Raw genomic sequence first — 12,384 nt, 5'->3', positions numbered from 1 at the left:
CGCAAGAGGATTTTAATTAATAATTTTTCACAGTAATATGATAACAGCTCTGCTGCTTCTCTTTAATGTAATATATTCTACCAGCCTTCTCATAATGCTTTAAAACTTTCTCCAGAGCTATTTCCATTTTCGGATTGTATTTTAAAACATTGTTGAATCTTATGTAAGAAATATCAAAAGAGTTGCCATAATTGTGAGAACTAATCCCTAGAGAGGCGTTTGAATTCACTCTTCTTAGTCTGCACTGGTCTTCAAGGGTTCTGGTAATAGATGAAACAGTAAATGTGCCGCCTTTAGTATCCTTACTGAACTTTGACCCTATCTTTTCCAGAGTGGTTTTTGCCTTGGATACCATATAAGCTCTGCTATAATCAAGCCTTTGGACCTGATATCCTTTGCCGGATTTCTTTATTTTGTGGAATTTTCCGTTGCTGATATATTTTTGTACGGTTTTGGAATCTTTCAATAACTGTACTCCAAAACCCTTGGAAGCATCAAGATGAGATTTATAAAGCGGCGTAGGTTCTACCTTCAATACAGTGGTAAGATCATAGCAGGGAAATGCTTTTTTGGCTGCCTGCGAATAATGTAAACTATAAATAAAAGGTACAAAGACCACACAAAAAAACTTTCTCATTCACCTTCCTTTTAAATTACAAATGAAAGATAAAACATTTATGTTAGATCTTTCAAGACTGACGATAATACTCTCTCAATAAATCCCAAACAAACATTACACCAAATTACAGATTTTGCAATTTTTGTTCCCTCTTTTTTGAAATATTTTTTCAGTTTTAACTTTTTACTTTAAGATTTAAATTTTACATTTGAGATACATAAACAATAAACAACATGATAAAAAAACTTTTCGCTGAATTTTTCGGCACATTTTGGCTTGTTTTCGGAGGGTGTGGAAGCGCTGTTTTCGCAGCGGGTGTTCCAGACATCGGCATCGGACTTTTAGGCGTTGCTTTAGCCTTCGGTCTTACTGTTCTTACCATGGCTTACGCTGTAGGGCATATCTCAGGAGGGCATTTTAATCCGGCAGTTTCTTTTGGGCTTTTAGCAGGCGGAAGATTTCCTGCAAAAGACCTTATTCCTTACATTGTAGCCCAGTGTTTGGGAGCGATTGTAGCAGCAGGATGTCTATACACAATCCTTAACGGTGCCGGAGCGGTAGAATTCTCAAAACCCGGAGATTTTGCCACTAACTTTTACGGTGAGGCCGTTTACAATGGAAAAGCTTTCAGTATGGGAGCGGCATTTCTTGCTGAGTTTCTATTAACCGCATTTTTCCTGATTGTAATCATGGGAGCTACAGATAAGTGGGCTAACGGTAAGTTTGCCGGTCTTGCCATCGGTCTTGCGCTTACTTTGATCCACCTGATCTCTATCCCGATTACCAACACTTCTGTAAACCCTGCGAGATCACTTTCTCAGGCAGTCTTTATGGGAGGAATTGCGATGTCACAACTTTGGTTGTTCTGGGTTGCCCCAATTTTGGGAGGAGTTGTAGGCGGATTGATCTACAAGTTCTTACTTCAGAGAGATACTGCTGAAATTGCAGATTAATTTTTAAAATAATATTCAATGATAAAATCCTGTCAGGCGGCAGGATTTTTTTTATTTCAGTTTTTTGATTTCAAAAGGGTTTTTAAAGATCAACTCTTCATGTTTTCCTTTGATTTCCATTTTGCGCTGAAGAACATTAAGCGCCATTTTTCTGATAAAAAGATCTTTGTCATTTAGTTTCCAATAAGAATCTTCATGAAGTTTTTTCGGCTGACGGATCAGATAGAATTCGGTTTCCCAGGTATCTGCATTATGATAGAATTCGATGATTCCACAATGTTCAGGGATAAGAGCTGCGTCTACCATTCCCATGGGGAGCAAAAAACTAAAGGAATTGCATACATAATCTCCGCAGGAAATTTTATCATGTTTCAGAAATTTTTCTCCGGTATCTTTGTTCAGGTAAGATTTTTTGAAATCATTTTTAAAATCACTTTTTGAAAACTTGATCTCAATTTCATGACTTCCGCCTTCTGAGTCTATGATTAATATATCCGCTTCCCAATCTGCCTGAAAATAGTTAGTCAGTACAATTTCTTTTTCAAAATCGCAGTGTGAATGGATGTAGGCATGTATAAGTTCTTCTATTTTGATCATGGGTAATATTGTAAACGCAAAGTTCACAAAGTTTTTATTTACTTGCTGTTTACTGTTCGCAAAGGCGTTTCACTCAGCTAAAGTCTCAACCTATTTTATTTATTGTGATTATACAAAAATTGACAAGCGAAGCGAATTGACTATTCACAATTGTACTCTTATGTCCAAAATCATCAACTCACCAGCAGGCTGCATCCTCGGATATCTGAATGATCTATTCTTCCCAATACCTGAAATTTATCACCTACCTTTTTCCCTAAGTCCTGGGTTGCAATAAATGAGCAGGAATGTGTATTGGCAAGGTCAATAATATTAATAGCCCCTGTTCGTCCTTCTTTTTCGTAAGCCAAAGGATCTTCTGCATTCCGAACCATAATTCTCATCCAGTTTGGACATTCATATTCATTATTTCCAAGAGAATAAGCCTGTGAAAGCAGTTCTGTCATGGAATATTCTGAATATATTTTGTTTGTCTTAAGACCTTCCTGCAATATTTTCAACAATTCATCCTTGGTCATTTCTTCCTTTCGTCCTTTCATTCCACCGGTTTCAATTACGATTAAGTTTTCAGGGAAGTTCAGGGATTCTTCGCTTTGTTTAGCATGACAGTAATCAAGAAAGTCTAATAAGGCAAAGGAAACTCCGAAAAGAATAACTTTTTTGCCCTGCAGTGTATTTAATAACTCAAAAAGCTCAGCATGATTATAAAGAAAATATCCGTTTTCCTGTTTGGCAGACTTCTTCATCAGATAGTCCACCATATAGATCAGTGATGAGTTTTGCCTCTCAAGATAGCTTGGAAGTAGTCCAAGAAAAATAAAGTCTTCCGGTTTTCCGATAAATTGTTCAAAACTTTTATAAATACTTTCTTCATAAAGTTCCGGATCTGCGATGAAATGTTTGGAAAGATTCATCTGGGTTGTTCCTGAACTTTGAAAGAAAAGATCAGTAGCCACATTTTTATCCAGGATCTGATGATTTTTAAACATTTCAATAGGAAGAAACGGAATTTTCGCCAGACTGTCGACATCATCGGGATTAACTTTAAGAAAATCAACAAATTTCCGGTATATTTCAACACTTTCATATTGATAACGAAATGTTTTCAATGATGCATTCAGAAAATCCTGTTCAGTCTGTATGTTGAATATATTTTTCAATTCCATAATTTTTGAATTTCTTAATCCCTTACTACAAAGCAATTACAGAGATAAAATATTGTTATTTAATAATTTTTTAATGTATAAAACCTATTTTGGTAGACTTATTGCAATGAGTTACTTGGAATATGGATTAAAAACAAGAGTGGGTTTTTCCACCCGTTCGAAAGTTACCTCTTTTTAGGGGTAATTTTTTTTGCTTTATTTCTCAAAAGTCTTGAGTTCAAAATCTTTTTCAAAAACCCCGTAAGTGAAATAGGAAATCCAGTCTCCAAGGTTGATATATTTTGCGTTTTGTTCCAAATCCAGTACCATTGGCAGGTGTCTGTGCCCATAGATGAAATAATCAATCTTCTGAGTTTTCAGTTTTTCTTTGGAATAAATAATAAGAAACTCTTTATCTTCTCCCAGAAACGCTTTGTCTTCTTCACCGGAGATCATTTTATTTTTTTGGGAAAGGTATAATGCAATTTTCATCGCAATATCTGGATGAAGCCATTTGAAGAACCACTGTGCTATCGGATTGGTGAATAGTTTCTTCATTCTTTTGTATCCTTTGTCTCCAGGTCCCAAACCATCTCCATGGGCCAGCAGAAACTGCTTCCCTCCCATTTCAAAATATTGTTTCTGATAGAATACAGTACATCCGATTTCTTCTTCCAGATAATCTTTCATCCAGAGATCATGATTTCCGACAAAGAAATAAATATGAATTCCTCTGTCTTTAAGTTCTGCAATTTTCCCCAGCACACGAACATATCCTTTGGGAATAACATGCTTCCATTCATGCCAGAAATCAAAAAGATCGCCCATTAAAAATAAAACCTGAGCATCTTCTTTGATCTCATCCATCCAGCGTATAAATCTCTCTTCACGCACCTTGCTCTCCTTGGGTGTAGGAGCACCAAAATGCTGATCTGAAGCGAAGTATACTTTTTTTCCAGGTTCTAAATTAATTGTCGTTTTTAACACCTTCTGATTTTTGTGAAAAATTATTGATTATCTTCTGCAAACCATTCTCCATAAGAGTTTTCTGTCTCGTGAAGTTTAAGATAAGCTAAAGAAATTCCTTCGGGAAGTCTTGATTTTACTTTAGCAGCAATAGCATACAACATGTTTTCACAAGTCGGCTGGAAACTGCAATAGATTACTTTATGTCCTTTCTGCTCAAGGTCATCTCCCAGTTCTTTGTGTGGAGACAGCGCATTCACAAGAACCGCATGGTCCCATACATCAACGATCTCAGATTTTACGATACTTTTGATATCTCCGAAATCGACCACCATTCCATTTTTAGGATTTTCAATATCATTAATCGGTTTTCCTTTCACTGTTACAAACAGCTTATAGGAATGTCCATGCATATTTTTACACTTCCCATCGTAGTTGTAAAGCACGTGAGCCGTTTCGAATGTAAAAATTTTTGTAATACGTATCATAGTACAAAGATAAGATAAAACAGCTTAATAGAGAAAAGACTGTTTCTATTACAGCGATTTTAAAATATTCTTTTCACAGGTTTTCAAAAGTGACATCTATTACTTCCTGAAAATTAATTGATCTGTTTCAAAACCTAATTGATTCAAATAGTCTAGTCCATCTTGAACCGCTATTGAATTAACTCCCGACCATCCATTTTTTAATCCAAGTAAAATAAATTGTCTGATATACTTCGGCTCATTCATATTAACCTCATCTTCAGAATTTGTTATTTTATTTATCAACTTAACACCTGATTTTAAAGGCTGACCTATAATATAATGATCAACTGTTATAAACTCAATAATCAAAGGAATCTGTTTCTGCCCGCTTAGAAAAACTTTCAATTGTAGAGTATTAGTTTCAGTTCCAGCGTTCAACTGATCCGTAACCAAATACAGATATTCATTATTATCGATGACTATCTTTCTTAATTTGTTTTTCATTACCTCTCTTTATCTGATCATTTTTTCAAATCTACTAATGACTTTATACTCCTTATTTTTAATAACAATCTCATATTCTCCTTTATCCAGGATTAAAAAACGGCTGTCTTGGGAAGTTTTGAGCTCAATGATATCAGCAGGAATTCCTTTCTGCTCAAACTCTCCTTTTCTGTAGGCTAAAACCATGGCCGGATATATTGAAACTTTAGAAGCTGGAACCTTATAAAGCTTTCTGTTTTTGTTCAACATCCAATTGGGTCTGCCTTCAATGTATTTTGTAACGGGATGAATGATTTTAATATCTGTATACAAATCTTTGTCTTCACCATTATATATTCCCTCATTTTCATCTTTTAAAACAACAGGAACAGTATTATTTGTCAATCTTAAAAGCGGTTCATTATACTTCAGTTTACTTTTTTCTGAAAATTGAGTCTGATCAATAGTAAAAGGATTCACACCTGTTAAGTCTGAAAGCCTTCCCGCCATTGTTTTCTCCCAGGATTTATGAATACCTTCATAAGCGTGCTGATAACCGCAGTAGATGAGATATTTTCCCGCCTTATTTTTCTGCATAAAATCGAAGATGTTTTTTGCTTCTCCAATTTCCCTTTCTTTGTTATTTCCTTCAGCTTCGTAGGGGAAAAGTTTAAATCCAATTCTCAAAGCATTGTAGATAAAATTTCCGAATTCCGTTTCTTTGGAGTAATATCCACTGTTAAGAGCAGCAAATTTTGTAGCGTTTAAAGAGTCACTCGCTAATGTTTCGAGCCCCAAATATCTGTAGCCTTTATCATATAATCCCTGAAGTAAGGAAGAGGCAAAATTTCTATGACTGGCATTATGATGAGCTTCGTTCATGATTATAATCTTTTCATTGACAGCTCTTTCCAAGATATAATCTTTTGCATTGACAGGCTGTAATTTTATGAATTTCAAACTATCTGCAGTACTCAACTTTTTTACACGTCCAAAAGTCTCATCCCAACTTTCCAATGCCAGTTTATATTGTCCGCTTATTGAGTAGTATGTTGCTGCCATCTGGCTTCTCCAGGATTGACTTTGGGTAGAGTCTGCCACCTTTTTTTTGATATCATCTGTAAACCAGTAAGGATTTTCCTGACCATAGCCTGCCATGCTTACCAACAGTAATGCCAGTGAATATAAGAGCTTCATGTGTATTTAGTTTTTGATTTAATGGTATGCTAAAAAAACTTCTCCAGCCAGTCGTTTTCCAGACGTTTTATTTTTTTGGTTTCAGGATCAAACAGAATCCAAAGCGTACTTGAATCTACCACAAGTTCATCATTACAATAGAATTCAACTTTTCTTGGCTGTTTGGCTCCTTCGGGAGTCAGAGGATAAGTTCTTACTGTAATGATATCCCCTAGATAAACCTGTTTTTTATATCGGATATGGTGATCCAGAAGCATCCAGGCATCGTTTGCATATTCTGTTTGCTGTTTCAGAAGATCCCAGTGTTCCGCTGCTATTTCTTCCACCCAGTGCACATACTGTACATTATTTACATGATTGTTCTGATCAATATGTTCTGCTGTTACCTTTATTTGTTTTTCGTGCATTAAATTCATTCTGCTGAAAGTTTACTCAAATGTATCATTTTAAAACAAAACTTTCTTCATTCAACCCCACACTTTTATGCACAAAAAAACGGAATCATAAGTTCTGATTCCGTTATAATATTCAGTATATTGAATTTCTTATTTAGATTTTCCAGCAGGTTTTGCAGGCGTTGCTGTAGCTCCTAATTTAGTTTTTACAAGTGCTGTGATATCTTCACTTCCATCCGTGTAAACCAAATTGTTAGATTCATGAAATGATGTATCGAAGATAAAATTCAATCCTCTTTCTTTAGCGACAGCAGAAATAACGCTCTTTACCTTTTGCTGTAAAGGTGTGTATAATTCACTTTGTTTAGCTGAAATATCTTTAGCCGCCTGTGCTCTTGAATCTTCTATTTTTTTACCTAAAGTCTGCAATTCTGTTTGTGCGGCCATCAGTTCTTTAGTTACAGCTTCTTTGTTGGCTTCACTAAGAGTCTTTTCTTTAGCCTGTGCTGCTTTCAATTTAGTCTGATAATCACCAATCATTTTTTCAATTTCAGCCTGCTTAGCTTTAGTCAGGTTATCAATAGTAGTTCCTATAGTGGTTACTTCAGATAAGCTTGCAAAAATATCCTCTGTGTTTACACTTCCAACCTTCTGTTGAGCATTCGCAGCATTTGCAGTAAGCGTTAATCCTAATGTAATAAAAAGTACTTTAATTAAATTCATTTTTAATAATATTTTTTCAGCCCCAAATATAATTCAAATTTCAATTACTTATCATGTAGTATCTATTTCTTTATTATTTTGAAATATTCATATTGTAAAAACAGGTTTAAATACTTTTAAATCAAAGAAAAACCTTCTCCGAATGAGAAGGTTTAACATCAAAAAAATATGGAAAATGATTAATGGAATTGTGCAGTTTCCGTAGAATCTTTCATCGCTACAGTAGCTGAGGAGCCGTTGGTCACAATATTCTGTACTTCATCAAAATATCCGGTTCCTACAAAAGACTGATGCTTCACTGCCCGGAATCCCTTCTGCTGTAAAGCAAACTCACGCTCCTGAAGTTCTGAATATCCTGCCATTCCTCTTTCTTTATAAGCTAGAGCCAATTCAAACATAGCTGTGTTCAAAGCATGGAATCCTGCAAGGGTAATAAACTGGAATTTGTATCCCATTTTAGCCAGCTCTTCACGGAAAGTAGACATTTCTTCTACACTCAGTCTCGCTGCCCAATTGAATGAAGGTGAACAGTTGTAAGCAAGCATTTTCCCTGGAAATTTTGCATGAATTCCTTCTGCAAACCTTTTGGCTTGTTCCAGGTCGGGATTTGAAGTTTCCATCCAGATAAGATCTGCATAGGGAGCATAAGACAGACCTCTGTCTATTCCCTGTTCTACCCCATTTTTTACTACATAAAACCCTTCAGAAATCCTTTCTCCCGTAACGAATTTTTTATCTCTGTCATCAATATCAGAAGTCAGTAAATCTGCTGCATCTGCATCCGTTCTTGCAATAATAAGACTCGGAACTCCAAGTACATCAGCGGCCAGACGTGCAGCAATAAGTTTATTGATTGCTTCCTGAGTAGGCACCAATACTTTTCCTCCTAAGTGTCCACATTTTTTGGCAGAAGAAAGCTGATCTTCAAAATGGACACCAGCTGCTCCTGCTTCAATCATCTGTTTCATCAGTTCAAAAGCATTCAGGTTACCTCCAAAACCCGCTTCTGCGTCGGCAATGATAGGCACTAGATATTCTTTATTTCCTGTTCCGCTTACAGACTGTACCTGATCTGCTCTCAATAAAGCATTATTAATTTTCTTTACCACAGAAGGCACTGAATTGGCCGGATACAATGACTGATCAGGATACATTTCCCCTGATAGATTAGCATCTGCAGCCACCTGCCACCCTGAAAGATATATTGCTTCCAGACCGGCATCTACTTCCTGCACTGCCTGATTACCGGTCAACGCACCAAGTCCTGCTACATAATCCTGAGTATTTAATTTATCCCAGAATTTTTTGGACATTTCCGTAGCAATGGTGTAATCTATGGTATAAGAACCACGAAGTTTTAAAACTTCTTCTGCTGTATAAGGTCTTTTTACACCGTTCCAACGTGGATTTGTCAGCCAATCTTGCTCCAGAACCTGGATTTGTTCTTGTCTTGTTTTCATAATATTTGGATTTTGTTTGATTAGATTTTGGATTTCGGGATACGAGGTGAGAGGTTCGGGGTGAGAGTATGATTCTCAAACTTTCGAACATTTACACTCTCAAACTAGATAAAAGGATATGCTTTAAGGGTCAGAAATTCTTCAAATTTTTCAGAGAAAATCAATTCATTGAAAAGTTCTTTGGCGAGGTTAAATTTTCCGTTTTGGAAACGGGTTTCTCCTACATACTTTTCAATATTGTCCATTTCTTCTTTTTCCCACTGCAATACCATGCTTCGGGTTAATGTTCTGTCGTCACTCAGAACCGCTTCGTTTTTCAGCCATTGCCAAATTTGTGTTCTTGAAATCTCAGCAGTAGCGGCATCTTCCATCAGATTATAAATGGCGGCAGCACCGGTTCCCATCAGCCAGCTTTCCAGATAAAGAATTCCTACATTGATATTTTTTCGGACTCCTTTTTCAGTAATATCTCCTTTAGGGATTTCCAGCAGCTGGCTTTCTGTTATATGATATTCAAATTTTTTATCGATCTGGTTTTTGGTTGGCATATACTCATCAAAAATTTCTTTTGCCACCGCTACTAATGCCGGATGTGCCACCCAAGTTCCGTCATGACCATTTTTCACTTCCCTTTCTTTATCATTTCTTACTTTTTCAAAAGCCTTTCTATTGGCTTCGTCATCGTCTTTTACAGGAATCTGAGCTGCCATTCCACCAATAGCATGTACATTTCTTTTATGACAGATTTCGATCACTCTTTTTGAATAAGCACTCATAAAGGGAGAAGTCATGGTTACCTGATCTCTGTCCGACACAATAAATTCGGGAAGGTTTCTGAATTTTTTAATGTAAGAGAAAATATAATCCCATCTTCCACAATTCAGTCCTGCGCTGTGTTCTTTTAATTCAAATAAAATTTCATCAATCTGAAATGAAGCAGTAATGGTTTCTATTAAAACAGTTGCTTTAATGGTTCCCTCCGGTATTACAAGATAGTTCTGGGCAAAAACAAAAACTTCATTCCACCATCGTGCTTCTTTATAATGTTCCAATTTCGGAAGGTAAAAATAAGGACCACTTCCATTTTCCAAAAGCTGTTTTGCATTTCTGAAAAAATAGATTCCAAAATCTGTCAGCGATCCGGAAGCTTTTTCTCCATTGATTTCAATATGTTTCTCCGGAAGATGAAGTCCCCTTGGACGAACCTGTAAAACGGCTGTTTTTTTATTAAGAGTATACGCTTTTCCTTTTTCGTTAACAAAATCAATATTCCGGTTAATGGCATCAGAAAGATTAATCTGACCCTGGATACAGTTTTCCCAAACCGGCGAACTGCTGTCTTCAAAATCAGCCATAAACGTAGATGCTCCGGAATTAAGGGCATTGATAATCATCTTGCGGTCAACAGGTCCGGTAATTTCTACTCTTCTATCCAACATATCTTCAGGAAGAGGAGCACATATCCAATTGCCCTTTCGGATCTCAGCTGTTTCTTTTAAGAACTCAGGAAGATTTCCTCTGTCAAAATTATGCTGTGTATTTTTTCTTTCTTCTAAAAGTTCAAGTCTTTTATGATTAAAGTTCTGATGAAGCGAAATCAGAAAATCTGCCAAATCAGGAGTAAATATTTCCTCAAACTGCTTCTCTGACTTTATTTCTAACTGAGTCTTGGTTTCCATAACGTATTGATTTTGTGATTTGATATTACAAACATAAATAAAAATTTTCACAAATAGCGAACGTTCGCTAAATTTATTTAAAATTTATTATGCGAATAATCGCATCTAATTATTTATATTTGAGTAATGAATTCAGAAAGCGACTTTATCAAAACAGTTTTCGGGCTAAAACTGAAACAGCAGAGACAAAAGAAAAACTGGTCTCTGCAGGACCTTGCCGTAAAGACAGGATTATCAAAATCTTACCTCAACGAAATTGAGAACGGAAAAAAATATCCCAAGCACGATAAAATCATTCAGCTTTCTGAAGCACTGAGTTGTACTTTCGATGATCTGGTTTCTACCAAGCTGGATAAAAGTCTGGCTCCTTTCAACGAAATTCTTCAGTCTGATTTCTTCAAAGAAGTTCCGTTGGAATTGTTTGGCATCAATAAAAACAACCTTATCAGCATCATTAGCGATGCACCCAAAAAAGTAACTGCTTTCATCAATGCACTGATTGAAATTTCGCAGAATTATAATCTTGGAAAGGAAAGATTTTATTTTGCCGTATTAAGGTCATTCCAGGAATTGTATGATAATTATTTCCCGGAAATTGAGGAAAAAGTAGAGCTGTTTACTGAAGAAAATCAATTACAGATAGAAAAAAACTTAAAGTCTGATGTTCTGGAGAAAATTCTTGAAGAAAAATTCAGCTATACCATTCAGTCTGAAAATTTTGAAAAATATGGAACACTGGATAACCTACGTTCTCTTTTTATTCCTGAAAAAAAGCTTTTACTTCTGAATCAAAAACTGGAAAAAGATCAGAAAACGTTCATCCTTGCAAAGGAAATCGGCTTCAATGTATTGGAATTAAAAAATCGCCCCAATACGTATTCATGGCTGGATTTCGGAAGTTTTGAAGAAATACTGAATAACTTTTACGCCTCTTATTTCGCAGGAGCTTTGCTCATTTCAAAAGAACCTGTGATTGACAAGACTTCAGAATTTTTCCAGCAAAATAAATGGGAACCTAAAAATTTCGAAAGTCTGATTAATAGCTTTACCCGATCACCGGAAACATTCTATTATCGCCTTACGAATATTCTTTCAGCTGAGATGGGAATCAAGGATCTTTTTTATTTATGTCTGGTAAAAAAGAAAAATTCGGATAAGATTCAGATTTTAAAAGAGCTTCACCTGAATCATCAGCAGGCGCCTCATGCCAATGCAACCAACGAGCATTATTGCAGAAGATGGATTGCTGTGAAAAATCTTGGTGATTTAAAAGAAAATGAAACCCTGACGGATGCTCAGATTTCTCATTATAAAGACCAGGGAATAAGCTATCTGGTTATTTCTACTTCACAAAAAAATCCTTTTTCGGATGGAAGTAACAGAAGTTATTGTCTGGGAATATTACTGAATTCTCAAACGATAAAAAAAATAGGGTTTATCAAATCTCCTTCTTTAAAAACCATCAATGTAGGAGTTACCTGCGAATCCTGTAGTATTGCAGATTGTGAAGTGAGGCAGGCACCTCCTGTGAGACTGGAAAAGGAGCATTTTAATATGAGTATGAAGAATGCTGTAGAGAAGATTAGGAAGACGTTTGAAGATGTTTAAAAGTGATGAGGTTCGGGATGCGAGATTCGGGTTTGTGAATAATAGATTTGTTGTTAAAATTTACAGGTAAGTTATTTATCTAAACGCAG

The 12,384-nt window shown here is 35.9% G+C and carries 13 protein-coding genes; 2 read left to right on the top strand and 11 right to left on the bottom strand.

Features of this window, described 5'->3' with window-relative positions; genetic code table 11:
* Nucleotides 1–16 precede the first annotated feature (16 nt).
* Complete coding sequence (locus REB14_RS08815) at nt 17–637, bottom strand: DUF5715 family protein (RefSeq protein ID WP_079243017.1); 621 nt, start codon at nt 635–637, stop codon at nt 17–19.
* A gap of 218 nt (nt 638–855) precedes the next feature.
* On the opposite strand from REB14_RS08815, the gene aqpZ reads away from it, so the two are divergent.
* Nucleotides 856–1,572: an aquaporin Z gene (aqpZ, locus tag REB14_RS08810; protein ID WP_034696881.1), complete on the top strand. Its 717-nt coding sequence runs from the start codon at nt 856–858 to the stop codon at nt 1,570–1,572.
* 51 nt (nt 1,573–1,623) lie between these two features.
* Here the strand turns inward: aqpZ and REB14_RS08805 are convergent, their stop codons facing one another.
* The 10 genes from REB14_RS08805 to aceB all read right to left on the bottom strand — a co-directional run bounded on the left by REB14_RS08805 (nt 1,624) and on the right by aceB (nt 10,687).
* Nucleotides 1,624–2,169, bottom strand: a complete 546-nt coding sequence (locus tag REB14_RS08805) for a hypothetical protein (protein WP_309521997.1) — start codon at nt 2,167–2,169, stop codon at nt 1,624–1,626.
* A gap of 173 nt (nt 2,170–2,342) precedes the next feature.
* Nucleotides 2,343–3,335, bottom strand: coding sequence for a LuxE/PaaK family acyltransferase (locus tag REB14_RS08800; protein WP_185116998.1), 993 nt, complete (start codon nt 3,333–3,335; stop codon nt 2,343–2,345).
* Between the two features lie 195 nt (nt 3,336–3,530).
* Complete coding sequence (locus REB14_RS08795; protein WP_079243019.1) at nt 3,531–4,301, bottom strand: UDP-2,3-diacylglucosamine diphosphatase; 771 nt, start codon at nt 4,299–4,301, stop codon at nt 3,531–3,533.
* A gap of 20 nt (nt 4,302–4,321) precedes the next feature.
* Nucleotides 4,322–4,768 carry a 6-pyruvoyl trahydropterin synthase family protein gene (locus REB14_RS08790; RefSeq protein ID WP_034696824.1) on the bottom strand — a complete coding sequence of 149 codons (447 nt, stop codon included), beginning with the start codon at nt 4,766–4,768 and terminating at the stop codon, nt 4,322–4,324.
* A 99-nt stretch (nt 4,769–4,867) separates the two neighbouring features.
* A complete protein-coding gene (locus REB14_RS08785; protein WP_309521996.1) occupies nt 4,868–5,254 on the bottom strand; it encodes a hypothetical protein in 387 nt (128 codons plus the stop codon).
* A 9-nt stretch (nt 5,255–5,263) separates the two neighbouring features.
* Nucleotides 5,264–6,430, bottom strand: a complete 1,167-nt coding sequence (locus REB14_RS08780; protein WP_309521995.1) for a hypothetical protein — start codon at nt 6,428–6,430, stop codon at nt 5,264–5,266.
* Nucleotides 6,431–6,459: 29 nt separating this feature from the next.
* Entirely contained in the window at nt 6,460–6,846 is a 387-nt protein-coding gene (locus REB14_RS08775) for an acyl-CoA thioesterase (RefSeq protein WP_309521994.1), read from the bottom strand.
* A gap of 129 nt (nt 6,847–6,975) precedes the next feature.
* The gene (locus tag REB14_RS08770) at nt 6,976–7,548 is read right to left on the bottom strand and encodes an OmpH/Skp family outer membrane protein (RefSeq protein WP_079243024.1); all 573 of its coding nucleotides are present in this window, start codon (nt 7,546–7,548) and stop codon (nt 6,976–6,978) included.
* 179 nt (nt 7,549–7,727) lie between these two features.
* Nucleotides 7,728–9,008: an isocitrate lyase gene (gene aceA / locus REB14_RS08765; protein WP_309521993.1), complete on the bottom strand. Its 1,281-nt coding sequence runs from the start codon at nt 9,006–9,008 to the stop codon at nt 7,728–7,730.
* A gap of 104 nt (nt 9,009–9,112) precedes the next feature.
* A complete protein-coding gene (gene aceB / locus REB14_RS08760; RefSeq protein ID WP_309521992.1) occupies nt 9,113–10,687 on the bottom strand; it encodes a malate synthase A in 1,575 nt (524 codons plus the stop codon).
* 126 nt (nt 10,688–10,813) lie between these two features.
* Here aceB and REB14_RS08755 point away from each other — a divergent pair, with 126 nt between their 5' ends.
* Nucleotides 10,814–12,295, top strand: coding sequence for a helix-turn-helix domain-containing protein (locus REB14_RS08755; RefSeq protein ID WP_309521991.1), 1,482 nt, complete (start codon nt 10,814–10,816; stop codon nt 12,293–12,295).
* The last annotated feature ends 89 nt before the right edge of the window (nt 12,296–12,384 follow it).

Source organism: Chryseobacterium metallicongregator, assembly GCF_031324065.1.
Lineage (GTDB): Bacteria > Bacteroidota > Bacteroidia > Flavobacteriales > Weeksellaceae > Chryseobacterium > Chryseobacterium metallicongregator.
Note: the sequence above shows the minus strand (reverse complement) of the source record. Positions and strands in the feature narration are given on the sequence as shown.